Genomic DNA, 16,010 nt, shown 5'->3' on the forward strand with positions numbered 1-16,010 from the left:
TGCTTTGCAGCCCGGGCTTTCCGTCAGGCCCGCACGTAGCGCTGACGCAACACATCACTCGACACATCCACCAGCAACACCAACACCAGCATACCGATGATCACCGTGCTGGCCTGGGCCTCCTGGAACAGGCTCAAGGTGGTGTACAGCATCTGCCCCAACCCGCCCGCCCCGACGAAGCCGAGCACGCTGGCCATGCGGATGTTGTTCTCCCAGCGGTACAAGCTGTAGGCCAGCAACTGCGGCCACAGGTTGGGCAGGGTACCAAAGCAGAACGCCGCCACCTGGCTGCCCCCCTGCAAACGGATCGCCGCCGCCGGCTCGGGCGGGGCGTTCTCAAGCGCCTCGGCAAACAAACGCCCCAGCACGCCAGCGGTGTGCAACGCCAAAGCCAGGGTACCGGCATTCGGCCCCAGCCCAGCCGCCAGCACAGTCAGCGCTGCCCACACCAGTTCAGGAATGGCACGCAAGGCATTGAGCAGCAAACGCGCGGCCCCTTGCAACGGCCAACCGAAGCGCCCCGCCGCCGGCAGTGCCAGCAACATCCCCAATACCATTGCCAACAAGGTGCCCATGCCAGACATGGCCAGGGTTTCCAGCGCCCCGCGCCACACCGCCTTGAGGTGCCCCGCAGACAGATCCGGCTGCAGGAAGCGCCCGGCGTACTCGCCCATCTGCCCCAGCCCGCCATTGCCGACCAGTGCGTGCAGGTCCAGCTGCAGATACGCGAACGAGGCCACCGCCGCTGCCACGATGGCGCCCAGCAACACCCAGTTGATCACCCGGTTCATGCCAGCCTCCAGCGCAGCAGGCGGCTGAGCAGGTCGGCCAGGATCACCAGCAACAAGAACGTCAACAGCATGCTCGCCACTTGCGCACCCGCAAACATGCGCATCGACAGGTCGATCTGCTGACCCAGCCCGCCAGCACCGACAAAGCCCATCACCACCGAAGCCCGCACCGCGCACTCCCAGCGGTACACGGTGTACGACACCACTTCGGAGGCAGCATTGGGCAGGATGCCGTAGAAAAACGCCGCCAGCCGGCCACTGCCCGCCTGCAACAAGGCATGCGCCGGGCGCTGGTCGACCGACTCGAAGATTTCGGCATAAACCTTGCCGAGCATGCCACTGTAGGTGATGGCGATAGCCAGTACGCCCGCCGTCGGCCCCAGCCCCACAGCGCGCACGAACAGCAACGCCCAGACGATTTCCGGCACGCTACGCAGGAAAATCAGTAGCCCACGCACCGGCAGGCGCAACAGTCGCGACCAGAGCCCGGCCCGCCCGCCGCGTGAAGCAGCACGCAAGGACAAGGCACGGCTGGCCAGCAAGCCAGCCGGGATCGCCAACAACAACGCCAGCGCCATGCCGGCAGTCGCCACGGCCAGGGTCTGCAAGGTAGCTTCATACAGCAGTGCAAGAAAATCGGCATCATGTGCCGGCGGCCAGAAGGCGCTGGTGAAGCTGGCAATCTGCTGACGGTTATCCGCCTGCAACAGCACCCCGGGGTTCAGTTCGCTTGTCTGGATAGCCGGCCACAGTACTGCTACCGCCAACAGGGCCAGCAGCAACCGTGGCAGCAGCGCGGGGTCGCGGGCGTCGGCCTTCAGCATCGCGGAATCTGCACGGTCAGGGTCGGCCCCTGGGTTGGCGGCGGAGCCAGTTGTTCGTTGGCGTATAGCGCGTCCAGCAGTTGCTCGGTGACCGCTTCGGCCGGGCAGTCAAACACAACCTGCCCTTCCCGAATGCCAATCACCCGCGGAAAATGCGCCAGCGCCAACTCTACGGCGTGCAGGCTCGCCACCAACGTCACGCCAGTGGCCTGCGCATGGCGATTGAGCAAGGCCAGGCTATGGTCGGCCAACACCGGGTCCATGGCCGACACCGGTTCGTCGGTCAGCAGCACCTGCGGACGCTGGTACAACGCCCGAGCAATGCCCACCCGCTGCAACTGGCCACCGGACAACTGCCCACACTGCACGAACAGCTTGTCGGCCAGGCCCAGTTCGGCCAACACCTGGCGCGCCCCCGGCACATCGCTGGGATACAGCAGGTTGAGCAAGCCGCGCAGCGTCCCCCACTGCCCCAGGCGACCCGCCAGTACGGCAGTCACCACCCGCTGACGCGGTGGCAAAGGCGGCGACTGATGCACCAGGCCAACCCGCGCACGCAGTCGCTGGCGTGCCCTTGCCGACAGTGCCCAAGGCTGCTCGCCAAGCAACTCCAGGCGCCCACTGCTGGGCTGGATGGCCGTGGCCATCAGGTGCAGCAAGCTGGACTTGCCCGCCCCCGACGGCCCGATGATGGCGACACGCTCGCCCTGCGCGATACGCAGGCTCACCGCATCAAGCGCGCGTACCTGGCCATGGCGCAGGCTGGCACCGTACAGATGAATTGCCGCATTCGAAGCTGTCACTTGAGCAGGCCGGCCTCGCGTGCAGCTTGTTCGGTGCCCTTGTAGTTCTCAGGCTTGGTCTCGATGAAGCGGCTGGCGGCCTGCAGGTCAAGGATCGCCTTATGCTCCGGGTTGCTCGGGTCGAGGTCCAGGAAGGCTTTCTTGATTTTCTGTTTCAACGCCGGGTCCATGTTGCCGCGCACGGTCCAGTTGTAGTCGAAGTAGGTTGGGGTTGTGGCGAACACCTTCACCTTGGTGGTGTCGACCTTGCCGGCATCCACCAGCTTTTGCCACACGCTGGCGTTGAGCACGCCACCATCGACCTTGCCAGCCTGCACCCAGGCCACGGTGGCATCATGGGCGCCAGAATAGGCCACGCGGCTGAAGTACTCTTCAGGCTTGATATTGTCCTGCTTGAGCATGAAGTAACGCGGCATCAGGCTGCCCGAAGTAGACGAAATGGAACCGAAGGCAAACGACTTGCCCTTCAGATCGCTCAGGCTCTTCACGTCGGGGTTGGCGGTGATGAACTTGGAGGTGAACTGTGCGTCCTGCTCACGCTGTACCAGTGGCGTGGCGGTCGGGTCCTTCAGGTGCACCTGAACGAACGTGAAGCCCCCCAGCCAGGCCAGATCGAGGCGGTCTGCGGCCAGCGACTCGACCACCGCCGGGTAGTCCGCCACGGGTACGAACTTCACCTCCATGCCCAGTTGCTTGGCCAGGTACTCACCCAAAGGCTTGAACTTGCGCTGCAGTTCGGTCGGCGCTTCGTCGGGGATGGCGCTGACCCGCAGGGTTTCTGCGGCCTGAACGACAGCGGCACAGCAAGACAGCACGAGGCCGGCGGCGAGCGCCAGGGGGCGGTTGAGCATGGGTGTTCTCCGGTTCAATAGCGGGGAAGTGCCGACACATTTGCCGACACCGGGAATTATAAGAGGCAAGGGCCTAAAGGCCAGCTTTGCTACAATCGCGCAACAATTTGACCTGCAGAGGTGCGTATGAGCGAGCCGATTCGCCTGACCCAGTACAGCCATGGCGCCGGCTGTGGTTGCAAGATCTCCCCCAAGGTGCTGGACGTGATCCTTGCCGAAAGCGGCACCCAGGCCCTGGACCCGAAACTGTGGGTCGGCAACGCATCGCGCGACGATGCAGCAGTGTACGCGCTGGACGACGAGCGCGGCGTGGTCTCGACCACCGACTTCTTCATGCCGATCGTCGATGACCCTTACGACTTCGGCCGCATTGCCGCCACCAACGCCATCAGCGACATCTATGCCATGGGCGGCGACCCGCTGATGGCCATCGCCATCCTCGGTTGGCCGGTCAACGTGCTGCCGCCGGAAGTCGCCCGCGAAGTCATCCGCGGCGGCCGTGCGGTGTGCGCCGAAGCGGGTATCCCGCTGGCCGGCGGCCACTCGATCGACGCGCCCGAGCCGATCTTTGGCCTGGCCGTCACCGGCGTGGTCAATAAACGCCACCTCAAACGCAACGACACTGCCAGCGCGGGCTGCCAGCTGTACCTGACCAAGCCCCTGGGCATCGGCATCCTCACCACCGCCGAAAAGAAGGCCAAGCTGCGCGTGCAAGACCAAGGCCTGGCCCGTGACTGGATGTGCACCCTCAACACGCCCGGCAGCCGCTTCGGCAAGCTGGACGGGGTCAAGGCCATGACCGACGTCACCGGCTTCGGCCTGCTCGGCCACCTGGTCGAGCTGGCCGAAGGCAGCGGCCTCACCGCTCACCTGAACTACGCCGCCGTGCCACGCCTGCCTAGCGTCGACCACTACCTGGCCGAAGGCTGCATCCCCGGTGGAACCCTGCGCAACTACGACAGCTACGGGCACAAGATCGGCGCCCTCAGCGACGACCAGAAGCACCTGCTGTGCGATCCGCAGACCAGCGGTGGCTTGCTGGTTGCTGTTGCCCCGGAGGGTGAAACCGAGTTCCTCGCCGTGGCTGCCGAACTGGGCCTGAAACTGTCTCCGATCGGCAAGCTGGTCGAGCGACAGAGCCATGCGGTCGAGGTGATCTGATGCGCCCCGACTGCACCGACTTCCGTCAGCTGTTCCTCGACGACGTGCCGATGATGGACATGCGCGCCCCCGTCGAATTCGCCAAAGGCGCCTTCCCTGGCGTGGTAAACCTGCCGCTGATGAACGACCAGGAGCGGCAGAAGGTCGGCACCTGCTACAAACAGCAGGGCCAGGCTGCCGCCATCGCCCTGGGCCACCAACTGGTCAGTGGCGCCACCAAGCAAGCCCGTCTGGAGGCCTGGGCAGCGTTTGCCAAGGCGCACCCTGACGGTTACCTGTACTGCTTCCGTGGCGGCCTGCGATCGCAGATCGTGCAGGGCTGGCTGCGCGATGAGGCGGGTATTCAGTACCCGCGTGTCAAAGGCGGCTACAAGGCCATGCGTACCTTCCTGCTGGAGACTACCCAGCAAGCGGTGGAGCAATGCGATTTCGTACTGGTCGGTGGACTGACCGGTACCGGCAAGACCGATGTGCTGCACCAGCTGGACAACGTGCTGGACCTTGAAGGCCACGCCAACCATCGCGGCTCCAGTTTCGGCAAGCGCGCCACGGCGCAACCGGCGCAGATCGACTTTGAAAACCAGCTGGCAATCGACGTGCTGAAAAAGCGCGCCCGCGGTATCGGGCAGTTCGTTCTGGAAGATGAAGGCCGCATTGTCGGCAGCTGCACGGTGCCGCTGGAGTTGTACCAAGGCATGCAGCATTACCCGCTGGTGTGGCTTGAAGACAGCTTCACCAACCGCGTGGAGCGCATCCTGCGCGACTACGTGGTCAACCTGAGCGCCGAGTTCAAGGCCGTGCATGGCGAAGAAGACGGTCCCCGGCTGTTTGCCGAGCGCATGCTGCAGAGCATGGCCAATATCTACAAGCGTTTGGGTGGAGAGCGCCATCAGCGCTTGTCCGAGATGCTGCGCGAAGCCTTGCAAGAGCAGCAGCGCAGCGGCGCAGTAGACCTGCACCGGGGCTGGATCGAAGGTTTGCTGAACGAGTACTACGACCCGATGTATGCCTACCAGCGCGCAGCCAAGGCCGAGCGCATCGAGTTTGCCGGGGATGCCGTGGAAGTACGCGAGTACCTCAAGGCCCGGGCGCTGCGCCAACCGCGCAAATAGAACCAGTACCCTGTAGGAGCGGGTTCACCCGCGAAGAAGGCCACGCGGAGCATGACACCGGCAAAGCCGGTGTTCGCGGCTGAACCCGCGCCTGCAAATGTGGGCCAATCATGCCTGAACAGGCGCTACTGCCCAGGGCTAAGCACCCGCTCCAGTTCCGCAGCGCGGTCGCGGGTCATGTCCATGATGCAGCTGCCACCTTCCAGCTGCGCCAGGGTCCCGCCACTGGCCTGTACATGGAACTGGCAATTGCCATCACGGTAGGCCAGCCACTTGCGCTGCACCTCCCGCAGGCTCTTCTGGTGCCCGGCATCCAGCTTGCCCATCAGCTGCTTGTACACCCGGTTCAAGCGCTGGTCCTGCACTTGTGTTTCGGCCCCGATGCACGCGCTCATGGCCACGGTGCTGGAGGCCTTGTCCATGCACTGCCCGTAGGCCGCCGTGTAATCGTCCGCCATTGCTACCGGTAGCACGCAGGCCAGTGCCAGGCCTGCCAGGTAATGCTTGATCATGCTAACCCTCCTTGTGGGTATCAAAGCGTCTGCGGCTGCTCCGGAGGCATCAGCACCTTGCCTGGCTCGAAGCGCAGCGAGGGCATTTGCGTCGCTGCATACAACGTTACCCCCAGGGCGGCAATCAAGGCGACATCAAGCCAGTTCCAGCCTGGCACGTCGTCAGCCCTTCGCGCCTTCCAGCAAAACCAGGCTTGCCCCAGGCAAAACACCACCATCGCTACCAGCCACAGGTAGAAGCCAGCACCTAAGCCGGTAAGGTCATGAAACTCATAGCTGCTGTTATCCGGCAAGCGGTCGATGCCAAAACTGCTGGCAGCCAGATACGCCGCCCCAAGCCCGGCCAGCAAGGCCAGCCGGCGAAACCGCCGATGAGCCAGGATGGCCAGGGCCAGCAGCGGATTGGCAAACCATTGGTACAAGCCGAACGGCATGCCCCATGGCCCGTACAGCAGCATCTGCAGGGCCGGCATATGACGCTCGCCGCTCATCAGCGCGCCATCGAAGAACAGGGCGAGCAAATACAGCAGCAGGCTGATACTCAGGTAGAAAGCGGGCAAAGGGGATTCCTGAGAGAAACGGGACAGCCTACGACCTTAACCCAGGCCCTGCCCCGCTTCCAAATTCACGCTCGGGTGTTATGAGATCAGGCTACTGGCGGCTCAAGCAGCAGGCCGTAAATACCCGAGTCGGACAGCTCACCCGCCACGCACCAGCGCGCCCGCAAGGTGCCTTCCAGCACAAAACCTTGCCGCTCCAGGGTGCGTGCCGAGCCCTGGTTGCGCGGGTCGATTTCGCCTTCCAGGCGGCGCATGTGCAGGGTGTGGGCGAGGTAGTCGATGAAGCAGGTCAGAGCCTCGTCCATGTAGCCCCTGCCCTGCACGGCGCTAGCCAGGCAGTAGCCGATCTCGCCACGGCGGGAAATGTCGTCGATGTTGAACAGCTGGACCATACCGATCAGTTCGCCGTTGTCGCGGCGGTACATGCCAAGCTTGAGCTGGTCGCCATTGGCATAGGCTTCGCGGTCGGCGGCCAGGGCGCTTTCGGCCTCGGCCAGGTCTTGCCAGGGTGCATGGTGCCAATAGCGCATGACCTCGGGGTCGGCCATGATCGCCAGCCACTGCGCGGCATCGGCATGGCGCATGGGGCGCAGTTGCAGCCGTGGGCTGTCGAGGCAGAGGTCACTGGGGAAACTGCGGGGAGGGGTCACGCCGGATCTCCTGTCCATTGCTGGGGAGATGACAGTTTAACGTCATGTGGGTGGGGTGGGGCAGGTCTTGGGTTATGGAGTGTATTTGAGGAGACTTGCCTTGGGATCTTCAGGGGCGCGTAGATCGAGCGCCGCCCACGCGGCGCATCGCGAGCGAAGCTCGCTCCTACATTTGTTTCGGGCCAGTCATACCTGTCCCTTAAGGCATGCCCTCAGAGCCAGACCGCATCCCAGTGTGGATAATCCCCAATCCTGGAGACCAATCCTGCCCTTAGCGGATTGGCAATGATGTATCTGGCGACCTTCACCACATCATCATCATGACGCAGAGCCCGGTCGTGATAACCCGCCTGCCAGACCGGCACCATCCTTGCTCCAGCTCTGCGCAAAGCATGGCTGGTTCGGGATTTGAAACGCTGCATCAATGTCCCGAGTGTCAAGTCTTTCAATTCAAGCAGCCAATGTACATGGTCGGGCATCACGACCCAGGCCAATGACCGGCAATGGTGCTCCTGATCTGCTCTACGAAGAAATTGAATTACCAAGCGCGCAAATTGGAAGTTCAGGAACAATGGACGGCGGTGATAGGTAACCGAAGTCAGCATGTACAGCCGGCCAGGCTCCGAACACCTTCCGCGACGTAGTAGACAGCCATGGGGTTTGGGCATGTGGTCATCCTTGAAAGACATGTCCAGGGCAGGATAGCGATGTCTGGCGGGCCCAATGAGGTTTACGGTTACAGAGTGTGAGTGGGCAGACATGACCGGGGATTGCGACAAGGCCATCGTGTGCATGGTGCGCATGATTTGGTTTTTGTGGTGGTACGCAAATCGAGCGCCGCCCGCGCGGCGCATCGCGAGCAAGCTCGCTCCTACATTGGTTTGGGCCAGTGTAGCCTGCACCCACGCGCGCCATTCGTTTCGGGCCAGTGCAGCCTGCACCCACGCGCGCCATTCGTTTCGGGCCAGTGCAGCCTGCACCCACGCGCGCCATTCGTTTCGGGCCAGTTATGCCTGTGACAGCCGCGCGCGACCGCCTTGTTTGAAAAACGCAATATCACGCCATGCGCCAAGGGGTCGCGCGCAAATCCCACAGGAATAATTGGCCCGAAACAAATGTAGGAGCGAGCTTGCTCGCGATGCGCCGCGCGGGCGGCGCTCGATCTCATAGGCGACGAACAACTCAAGGCATGCACCTGCCAGCCGCTACCGGCCCACCCGACAGGTACATCAGGCCATTACTCAACCCCTGCAATTGCAGATTGCGACAGGGCCACCGTGTGCATGCCTTGGTTTTTGTGGTGGTGCGCAAATCGAGCGCCGCCCGCGCGGCGCATCGCGAGCAAGCTCGCTCCTACATTGGTTTCGGGCCAGTGCAGCCTGCATCAACGCGTGCCATTCGTTTCGGGCCAGTTATGCCTGTGACAGCCGCGAGCGACCGCCTTGTTTGTACAACGCGATAGCACGCCATGCACCAAGGGGCGCGCGCGTCCTTCACAGGAATGACTGGCCTGAAATACAGGCTAACGAAAAACGCTCAGGCCACCTCAGCCCCATCATCCGGCCAATGCGGCTCGTTGGCCTCTGGCGGGGTCAGCGGCGGCAAACCATACGCCGCCCGCGCATCATCACAGCTCGGGTTATGCACCCCACCCTCCCACGACGCATCAAACTCGCGGCACGGGCTGGAACGGTTGGCGTAAATCGTACACGCCACCTCTTTACCGATCTCGCCCTGAAGGCTGACACAGCGGCAGGGCTTGGCATCGGTGCCGATCATGGCAACGCGCGTGGGGTTGATCTGTACCACCAGGTCGTCCGGCACTACGCCCCCGGCAGACTGGCATTCGCCCCAGAAGAAGGACACACGGAAGTACCCGCAGCAGGCGCCGCAGTCAAGGCAAGGGTTATATTCAGACATGATGTCACGGAGGGAAGGTGGTTGTTATCGGGGCTGGCCCGCGGCGCCATTTTTAATCCAACCAGGGGCCGCTGGATAGAGGGGGAATGCAAAAAAAGTTGCCGCTGATCCGGCCACTGAACAAGGGCGACCAGTGCATTCACCGGCCGCCCCCTTTCAGCTAGCAGATGGGCTGGTAGGCTTCAGCATCCCAGCGTTGTAAACCCAGGCCTGCGCTCGGCTTGTAGTTGCCTCCCTGTACCTTGCTGAACTGCGTATGCACCTCACCACAATGCACCAGACGATCATTTTTATCGCCCTCGGTGAGTACCGTGTAGGACTCACTGCGCATGGCCTGATACTGCCTGTCGGCGGCCGCCATGACCTGGTGATACTTCATCAACTGACTGCTGCTCAAGGCCAGACGTTTGTCCAGGTGCACGCCCCAGCGGGTCAGGCAAACCTCGGCAAAGTGGCGAACGATCAGCCCAGGTTCGGCCAGCACCTTGCCATCGCCTGCGCCATCAGCCGAGGCGTTGCCCACCAGCGTGGCATGGCGACCCGGCATCGGATAAACGCATATCCGTGTCCCTTTGGCGACCGAAGGGATCACGCAGGCAAAACCTTTGGAGCGCTCATCCCTTGAGTAGAAGCCTACGTACTCTTTGACATTGTCCGCCAAGGTTACGCGCTCGGCCTGCAGGTTACCGACGCCAGGCACCGGGTCGATGGCGAATATGTTCACCGGTATGCCGCGCAATACCGGGTCTTGCGCCATGGCATTGGCCAGCATGTGGCAGCTGATCCCTCCCCTGCTCCAGCCCACCAGGTTGACCTGGGTTGGCAGGCGCGGTTTGCGGAACATGCTGATGATGCGCTCCTGCAGTTCCTGCGGGGTCGGGTGGCGATCGCCGTAGTCGTAGGTTCGCCAGAACCATGAGGCGGAGGAAGACACGTCCGGAATCGGCACGCCGGCAGCTTTCAGCCGCTCGTATTCTTGCTCACTGAGTTTGGTGCGCCGCCAGCTGCTTTCGCCTTTGATGACCTGCAGCACATGGTTGACGTTCTCCTCCCAGCCGCGGCCAAACAGCTGGCCGGTCCAGTTGAAATAGCCGCCGGGTTCGACGAACAGGTTGTCATCCTGAAGGTTGCCGCTGCCTGGGCCGTCGACGGCGATCCAGTGGGCGAATTCCCGGCTCTGGTCATTACTGGCCAGGGTCGAGACCAGCTCGCCATTCCAGAAGTTGGGATTGGCGTCGTCGAAACGGTGCGAGCCAGTGCCGCAGAAGTAGGCGGTGAAGACACTCATGGGGAGATCTCTTTGGTGAGAAATGAGTGCTGACGGTAGGCGTACGGGTAACCAGAAGGCAGGCGGAAAACTCACCCAAGAGGCAGTTGGGGCTGCTTCGCAGCCCCAATGGGCTTACTTGCGAGCCAAACCATCAGCCCGGAACATTTGCCGGATCCCGCGGATGGCCTGGCGAATACGGTCCTGGTTCTCGATCAACGCAAAGCGAACATGGTCGTCCCCATAGTCACCAAAGCCGATCCCCGGCGACACGCAGACCTTGGCCTCAGCCAGCAGCTTCTTGGAGAACTCCAGCGAACCCAGGTGTGCATACTCCGGCGGGATCTTCGCCCACACGTACATCGACGCCTTGGGGTTCTCGACCATCCAGCCCAGTTCGTGCAGCCCTTTTACCAGCAGGTTACGGCGCTGGCGATACTGCTCGGCAATGTCGCGCACGCACTGTTGGTCGCCTTCCAGCGCGGCAATGGCTGCAACCTGTAGCGGGGTGAAGGTGCCATAGTCGTGATAGCTCTTGATCCGTGCCAGGGCGCTGACCAACTCGTGGTTGCCGACCATGAAGCCGATGCGCCAGCCTGCCATGTTGTAGCTCTTGGACAGGGTGAAGAACTCCACCGCAATGTCCTTGGCACCCGGCACCTGCATGATCGATGGGGCTTTCCAGCCGTCGTAGACGATATCGGCATAGGCCAGGTCATGCACCACCAGTACGTTGTACTGCTTGGCCAGGGCCACCACGCGCTCGAAGAAGTCCAGCTCCACGCACTGGGCGGTCGGGTTGGACGGGAAGCCCAGGATCATCATCTTCGGCTTGGGGATGGACTCGCGAATGGCCCGCTCAAGCTCGTTGAAGAAGTCCACACCCGGCACCAGCGGCACCGAACGCACCTGGGCACCGGCGATCACTGCGCCGTAGATGTGGATCGGGTAGCTGGGGTTGGGCACCAGCACCGTGTCGCCCTGGTCGAGGGTGGCCAGCATCAGGTGGGCCAGGCCCTCTTTCGAGCCGATGGTGACGATGGCTTCGCTTTCCGGGTCGATGTCGACCTCGTAGCGGTCCTTGTACCAGTTGGAGATGGCCCGGCGCAGGCGGGGGATGCCGCGCGAGGTGGAGTAGCCGTGGGTGTCTTCACGCTGGGCGACCTGTACCAGCTTCTCGACGATGTGCGGCGGGGTGGCGCCATCGGGGTTGCCCATGCTCAGGTCGATGATGTCCTCGCCACGACGGCGGGCAGCCATCTTGAGCTCGGCGGTGATGTTGAAGACGTAGGGGGGGAGACGATCGATGCGCGCAAAGCGGCGCGGCGAACCTGGGTTGGCCATGGCTTCCTCTGAGTACGTAAGCGCCCGGAACCGTCCGAGCGACGCTGGCCGATGTGGCGGCCTGAATCAGAAGATAATCCCGAGACAGGATACATGTAAAGGATAATTTCCTGTTTTATTAGATCTTTTCAGATCTATTATTTGAAAATATGAAATTTATATTTCCCTGTGCTGGCATCTTCGCGGGCAAACCCTCTCCCACCGGGACCGCGCCACATGCAAAACCTGCGAAATAACTGTGGGAGCGGGCTTGCCCGCGAAGAGACTGGCACAGAAAAAACCCATAAAAAAACCCCGACGCAGAGGCCGGGGTTTTCGTGAAACAGGCAGCAGTTTCAGCGTGCGTAGGTCATCAGCACGTCCGCAGCGGTCTGGCTGTCCACACCCATCATCACGCTCAGGGCAGTGACGGTGAGGATGGAGAAGCCGAACACCTTGCGGGCCCACTTGCTGTCGTCCTCGGCCTTGTAACCACCCCAGGCCATGTACAGCCAGTACAGGCCCATGGCAGCAGCCACGGCCAGGTAACCGAGGCCGGCGTAACCGCCGAGGGTAAGCATCAGGGTGGCGAGCACGAAGGCCAGCACGTACAGCACGATCTGCTTTTTCGCCGCGAGGATGCCGCGTGCCACCGGCAGAACCGGAATGTTGGCAGCGCTGTAATCCTTGAAGCGGAAGATCGCGATGGCAAAGCTGTGCGGCATCTGCCAAAGGCTGAACATCACCAGCAGGGTAACCGCAGCCAGGTCGAAGCTGTTGCTCACGGCACAGTAGCCGATCACCGGAGGCATGGCACCCGACAGGCTGCCGACCAGGGTGCCGTGCACCGATTTACGCTTCAGCCACAGGCTGTAGAAACCGACGTAGACGACAAAGCCAATCAGTGCGCAGAACGCAGACAGCGGGTTGGCCTGGACATACAGCAGGCTGAAACCCGCCACCCCGAGCAGGGTGGCGTAGATCAGCGCGAGGGGCAGCGACATGCCGCCCTGAACCATGACACGGTTCTTGGTGCGCTCCATCTTGTGGTCGATGTCACGGTCGATGCAGTTGTTGAACACGCATCCGGACGCAACCACCAGCGAAGTACCGATCACCACCGCCAGGAACAGGGCGAAATCCACATGGCCCTTCGAGGCAAGGAAGAAACCGCCTGCCACGGAAAGCACGTTACCGAAAATGATCCCCGGTTTGGTGATTTGGATAAAGTGCTTAACGGACATGCAGTCTTACCTCACTTGGCCAACATTTCGAAGTGGATGCTGAACATGATCCACAGCGACAGGCCGACAAGCAGAGCGATCACCAGGGTGGTGAACAGGAACGTCGAAACGTTGTTGCGTTGCTCTTTCGAGCGGTCCATGTGCAGGAAGTAAACCAGGTGAACAACTACCTGGATCACAGCCATGGCAACAATGATCAGAACGGTCAGGTTCTTCGGCAGGCTGGCGGTCATGGCCAGGCCGAACGGGATCGCAGTCAGGATGATCGACAGTACAAAACCGATCATGTACGACTTGACGCTGCCGTGATTACCTTCGTGATGAGTGTCGTGTGCGTTAGCCATTACAGAACCCCCAGCAGGTAAACGACGGTGAATACGCAGATCCAGACCACGTCCAGGAAGTGCCAGAACAGGCTCAGGCAGCTCATGCGGGTCTTGGCGGTCGGCGTGATGCCGTGCTTGTTGATCTGGTACATCATGATTGCCATCCAGATCAGACCAGCAGTCACGTGCAGACCGTGGGTACCTACCAGGGCGAAGAAGCCCGACAGGAAGCCACTGCGCTGCGGGCCGAAGCCCTCGCTGATCAGGTGATGGAACTCATAGATTTCCATCGCGATGAAGCCTGCACCGAACAGGAAGGTCACAGCCAACCAGCCCAGTACGCCAGCTTTCTTGCCATCGAACATCTTCAGCATGGCGAAGCCGAAGGTGATCGAGGACAGCAGCAGGAACAGCGTTTCAACAGCTACGAAATCGAGCTGGAAGATGTCATGACCCGACGGGCCGCCGGCAAAACTGCCGGACAGCACCGCGTAGGTGGCGAAGAGCGACGCAAACAGGATGCAGTCGGTCATCAGGTACAGCCAGAAGCCCAGTACGGTCATCTGGCCCGAGTCGTGGTGGTGGTCGTCGTGCCCATGGTCGTGACCATGAGCAGCGCCGTGCATTACTTGACTGGACATTGATTACACCCGCTCAAACGATTCGACACGTGCGCCGGCAGGCAGAGCACCTGCTTTGGCCAGCGCTTTCATACGCTCGCCTTCGATGCGCGCCACTTCTTCGGCCGGAACCATGTAGCCCTGGTCGTCACGTGCAGCGTGGCGAACGAAGACAGCGATGGTTGCAACCAGGCTCGCGCCAACCAGCCACCAGATGTGCCAGATGAAGGCGAAGCCGAAGACGGTCAGGAACAGGCCCATGAACAGACCGGTAGCGGTGTTGCTCGGCATGTGAATGGCTTCGTACTTGGCCGGAGCCTTGTACGCAACGCCTGCTTCCTTGGCTTCGTGCCAGCAGTCCAGGCCAACTTTCTCAGGCATGTGAGCGAAGTTGTAGAACGGAGGTGGCGAAGAAGTCGACCATTCCAGGGTACGGCCGCCCCATGGGTCGCCGGTCACGTCCAGGTTCTGGTTGCGGTCGCGGACCGAAACGACGATCTGGATCAGCTGGCAAGCGATACCGAACAGGATCAGCACGGCGCCGACAACGGCTACGTACAGGTAGGGTTCCCACAGTGGGTTGTCGGAGTGGTTCAGACGACGGGTCATGCCCATGAAGCCCAGGGCGTACAGCGGCATGAACGCAACGTAGAAGCCCGACAGCCAGAACCAGAAGGCAGCTTTGCCCCACTTCTCGTTCAGGGTGAAGCCGAAGGCTTTCGGGAACCAGAAGGCGAAACCGGCGATGTAGCCGAATACCGCGCCACCGATGATCACGTTGTGGAAGTGCGCAATTACGAACAGGCTGTTGTGCAGGACGAAGTCAGCACCCGGAACGGCCAGCAGTACGCCGGTCATGCCACCGATGGAGAAGGTGACCATGAAGCCCAGGGTCCAGAGCATCGGTGCGGTGAAGCGCACACGGCCTTGGTACATGGTGAACAGCCAGTTGAACAGCTTCACACCGGTCGGAATGGAGATCAGCATCGTCGCCAGGCCGAAGAAGGTGTTGACGCTGGCGCCGGCACCCATGGTGAAGAAGTGGTGCAGCCATACAGCAAAGCCGAGGATGGCGATCGCGCCCGATGCGTAAATCATCGAGTGGTGGCCGAACAGGCGTTTGCCAGAGAACGTCGAAGTTACTTCCGAGAACACGCCGAAGGCCGGCAGGATCAGGATGTAAACCTCAGGGTGACCCCACGCCCAGAACAGGTTGACGTACATCATCGGGTTCCCACCAAGCTCGTTGGTGAAGATGTGGAAGTCCAGATAACGGTCAACAGTCAGCAGAGCGAGTGCAGCAGTCAGAATCGGGAACGAAGCGACGATCAACACGTTGGCCCAGGTGCAGGTCCAGGTGAAGATCGGCATGTCCATCAGTTTCATGCCAGGTGCGCGCATCTTCATCACGGTGACGAGGAAGTTCACGCCGGTAAGCGTCGTACCCAATCCGGATAGCTGTAGCGCCCAGATGTAGTAGTCGACACCCACCCCAGGGCTGTACTGAATGCCCGCGAGCGGCGGATAGGCAACCCAGCCGGTCTTGGCGAATTCACCAACGCCCAGCGAGATGTTGACCAGCAGCACGCCTGCCAGCAGCAGGTAGAAGCTCAGGGAGTTCAGGAACGGGAAGGCAACGTCACGTGCACCGATCTGCAGAGGAACCGCCAGGTTCATCAGGCCGGTGAAGAACGGCATCGCCATGAAGATGATCATGATCACACCGTGAGCGGTGAAGATCTGGTCATAGTGTTCAGGCGGCAGGTAGCCTTCGGAGCCGCCGGTTGCGGCAGCCAGCTGGGTACGCATCATGATGGCGTCGGCAAAGCCGCGCAGCAGCATGACCATCGCGACGATGATGTACATCACGCCGATCTTTTTGTGGTCGACAGTAGTCAGCCACTCGCTCCACAAGTAGGTCCACTTGCGGAAATAGGTGATAAGACCGACGACAGCGATACCGCCGAGCGCGATCATGGCAAGCGTCACCATGACTATCGGCTCGTGATAGGGTATCGCCTCCAGGCTTAATTTACCGAACATCTC

The 16,010-nt window shown here is 61.6% G+C and carries 17 protein-coding genes; 2 read left to right on the plus strand and 15 right to left on the minus strand.

All coding sequences use genetic code 11. The annotated features are described in order from the left end of the window. Positions 1-23: 23 nt before the first annotated feature. Genes phnE through ACF8O8_RS27795 form a run of 4 tightly spaced genes read right to left on the minus strand, consistent with a single transcriptional unit; the run spans position 24 to position 3,269 of the window. On the minus strand, positions 24-791 hold the full coding sequence (gene phnE, locus ACF8O8_RS27780) for a phosphonate ABC transporter, permease protein PhnE (RefSeq protein WP_010952056.1): 768 nt from the start codon (positions 789-791) through the stop codon (positions 24-26). Next, a complete protein-coding gene (locus ACF8O8_RS27785) occupies positions 788-1,615 on the minus strand; it encodes an ABC transporter permease (RefSeq protein WP_004576350.1) in 828 nt (275 codons plus the stop codon). The genes phnE and ACF8O8_RS27785 overlap by 4 nt, the downstream gene beginning before the upstream one ends. Next, positions 1,609-2,418: a phosphonate ABC transporter ATP-binding protein gene (locus tag ACF8O8_RS27790; protein WP_010952055.1), complete on the minus strand. Its 810-nt coding sequence runs from the start codon at positions 2,416-2,418 to the stop codon at positions 1,609-1,611. Before ACF8O8_RS27790 ends, ACF8O8_RS27785 begins: the two co-directional genes overlap by 7 nt. Beyond that, positions 2,415-3,269 (minus strand): putative selenate ABC transporter substrate-binding protein, encoded by an 855-nt coding sequence (locus tag ACF8O8_RS27795; RefSeq protein WP_010952054.1) that lies wholly within the window; start codon positions 3,267-3,269, stop codon positions 2,415-2,417. The genes ACF8O8_RS27790 and ACF8O8_RS27795 overlap by 4 nt, the downstream gene beginning before the upstream one ends. 126 nt (positions 3,270-3,395) lie before the next feature. On the opposite strand from ACF8O8_RS27795, the gene selD reads away from it, so the two are divergent. Then, positions 3,396-4,430: a selenide, water dikinase SelD gene (gene selD / locus ACF8O8_RS27800; protein ID WP_003248580.1), complete on the plus strand. Its 1,035-nt coding sequence runs from the start codon at positions 3,396-3,398 to the stop codon at positions 4,428-4,430. Further along, a complete protein-coding gene (gene mnmH, locus ACF8O8_RS27805; RefSeq protein WP_010952052.1) occupies positions 4,430-5,542 on the plus strand; it encodes a tRNA 2-selenouridine(34) synthase MnmH in 1,113 nt (370 codons plus the stop codon). The genes selD and mnmH overlap by 1 nt, the downstream gene beginning before the upstream one ends. Positions 5,543-5,667: 125 nt before the next feature. Here the strand turns inward: mnmH and ACF8O8_RS27810 are convergent, their stop codons facing one another. The 11 genes from ACF8O8_RS27810 to cyoB all read right to left on the minus strand — a co-directional run bounded on the left by ACF8O8_RS27810 (position 5,668) and on the right by cyoB (position 16,007). Beyond that, positions 5,668-6,054: a lysozyme inhibitor LprI family protein gene (locus tag ACF8O8_RS27810; protein ID WP_392510946.1), complete on the minus strand. Its 387-nt coding sequence runs from the start codon at positions 6,052-6,054 to the stop codon at positions 5,668-5,670. A gap of 20 nt (positions 6,055-6,074) precedes the next feature. Beyond that, entirely contained in the window at positions 6,075-6,614 is a 540-nt protein-coding gene (locus ACF8O8_RS27815) for a hypothetical protein (protein WP_392510948.1), read from the minus strand. An 86-nt stretch (positions 6,615-6,700) separates the two neighbouring features. Then, positions 6,701-7,264 carry a GNAT family N-acetyltransferase gene (locus ACF8O8_RS27820; RefSeq protein WP_003248588.1) on the minus strand — a complete coding sequence of 188 codons (564 nt, stop codon included), beginning with the start codon at positions 7,262-7,264 and terminating at the stop codon, positions 6,701-6,703. A 212-nt stretch (positions 7,265-7,476) separates the two neighbouring features. Next, positions 7,477-7,932, minus strand: a complete 456-nt coding sequence (locus ACF8O8_RS27825) for a transposase (protein WP_392510956.1) — start codon at positions 7,930-7,932, stop codon at positions 7,477-7,479. 868 nt (positions 7,933-8,800) lie between these two features. Further along, positions 8,801-9,184, minus strand: coding sequence for a YkgJ family cysteine cluster protein (locus ACF8O8_RS27830; RefSeq protein ID WP_003248590.1), 384 nt, complete (start codon positions 9,182-9,184; stop codon positions 8,801-8,803). A 160-nt stretch (positions 9,185-9,344) separates the two neighbouring features. Beyond that, on the minus strand, positions 9,345-10,472 hold the full coding sequence (locus ACF8O8_RS27835; protein ID WP_392510950.1) for a hypothetical protein: 1,128 nt from the start codon (positions 10,470-10,472) through the stop codon (positions 9,345-9,347). 114 nt (positions 10,473-10,586) lie between these two features. After that, positions 10,587-11,795 carry an alanine transaminase gene (gene alaC / locus ACF8O8_RS27840; protein WP_012051226.1) on the minus strand — a complete coding sequence of 403 codons (1,209 nt, stop codon included), beginning with the start codon at positions 11,793-11,795 and terminating at the stop codon, positions 10,587-10,589. A gap of 335 nt (positions 11,796-12,130) precedes the next feature. Continuing rightward, positions 12,131-13,018, minus strand: a complete 888-nt coding sequence (cyoE, locus tag ACF8O8_RS27845) for a heme o synthase (RefSeq protein WP_003248596.1) — start codon at positions 13,016-13,018, stop codon at positions 12,131-12,133. 11 nt (positions 13,019-13,029) lie between these two features. Then, a complete protein-coding gene (gene cyoD, locus ACF8O8_RS27850) occupies positions 13,030-13,362 on the minus strand; it encodes a cytochrome o ubiquinol oxidase subunit IV (protein WP_003248599.1) in 333 nt (110 codons plus the stop codon). Next, positions 13,362-13,985 (minus strand): cytochrome o ubiquinol oxidase subunit III, encoded by a 624-nt coding sequence (gene cyoC / locus ACF8O8_RS27855; RefSeq protein WP_010952048.1) that lies wholly within the window; start codon positions 13,983-13,985, stop codon positions 13,362-13,364. Before cyoC ends, cyoD begins: the two co-directional genes overlap by 1 nt. 3 nt (positions 13,986-13,988) lie before the next feature. Next, positions 13,989-16,007 (minus strand): cytochrome o ubiquinol oxidase subunit I, encoded by a 2,019-nt coding sequence (cyoB, locus tag ACF8O8_RS27860; RefSeq protein WP_010952047.1) that lies wholly within the window; start codon positions 16,005-16,007, stop codon positions 13,989-13,991. Between the last annotated feature and the right edge of the window lie 3 nt (positions 16,008-16,010).

The organism is Pseudomonas sp. TYF_14, assembly GCF_043105275.1.
Classification (GTDB): Bacteria; Pseudomonadota; Gammaproteobacteria; order Pseudomonadales; family Pseudomonadaceae; genus Aquipseudomonas; species Aquipseudomonas alloputida.

Coding starts and splice junctions, on each gene's coding strand:
- phnE (WP_010952056.1), bottom strand. CDS start 791: ATGAACCGGGTGATCAACTGGGTGTTGCTGGGCGCCATCGTGGCAGCG.
- ACF8O8_RS27785 (WP_004576350.1), bottom strand. CDS start 1,615: ATGCTGAAGGCCGACGCCCGCGACCCCGCGCTGCTGCCACGGTTGCTG.
- ACF8O8_RS27795 (WP_010952054.1), bottom strand. CDS start 3,269: ATGCTCAACCGCCCCCTGGCGCTCGCCGCCGGCCTCGTGCTGTCTTGC.
- selD (WP_003248580.1), top strand. CDS start 3,396: ATGAGCGAGCCGATTCGCCTGACCCAGTACAGCCATGGCGCCGGCTGT.
- mnmH (WP_010952052.1), top strand. CDS start 4,430: ATGCGCCCCGACTGCACCGACTTCCGTCAGCTGTTCCTCGACGACGTG.
- ACF8O8_RS27810 (WP_392510946.1), bottom strand. CDS start 6,054: ATGATCAAGCATTACCTGGCAGGCCTGGCACTGGCCTGCGTGCTACCG.
- ACF8O8_RS27825 (WP_392510956.1), bottom strand. CDS start 7,932: ATGCCCAAACCCCATGGCTGTCTACTACGTCGCGGAAGGTGTTCGGAG.
- ACF8O8_RS27830 (WP_003248590.1), bottom strand. CDS start 9,184: ATGTCTGAATATAACCCTTGCCTTGACTGCGGCGCCTGCTGCGGGTAC.
- ACF8O8_RS27835 (WP_392510950.1), bottom strand. CDS start 10,472: ATGAGTGTCTTCACCGCCTACTTCTGCGGCACTGGCTCGCACCGTTTC.
- alaC (WP_012051226.1), bottom strand. CDS start 11,795: ATGGCCAACCCAGGTTCGCCGCGCCGCTTTGCGCGCATCGATCGTCTC.
- cyoE (WP_003248596.1), bottom strand. CDS start 13,018: ATGTCCGTTAAGCACTTTATCCAAATCACCAAACCGGGGATCATTTTC.
- cyoD (WP_003248599.1), bottom strand. CDS start 13,362: ATGGCTAACGCACACGACACTCATCACGAAGGTAATCACGGCAGCGTC.
- cyoC (WP_010952048.1), bottom strand. CDS start 13,985: ATGTCCAGTCAAGTAATGCACGGCGCTGCTCATGGTCACGACCATGGG.
- cyoB (WP_010952047.1), bottom strand. CDS start 16,007: ATGTTCGGTAAATTAAGCCTGGAGGCGATACCCTATCACGAGCCGATA.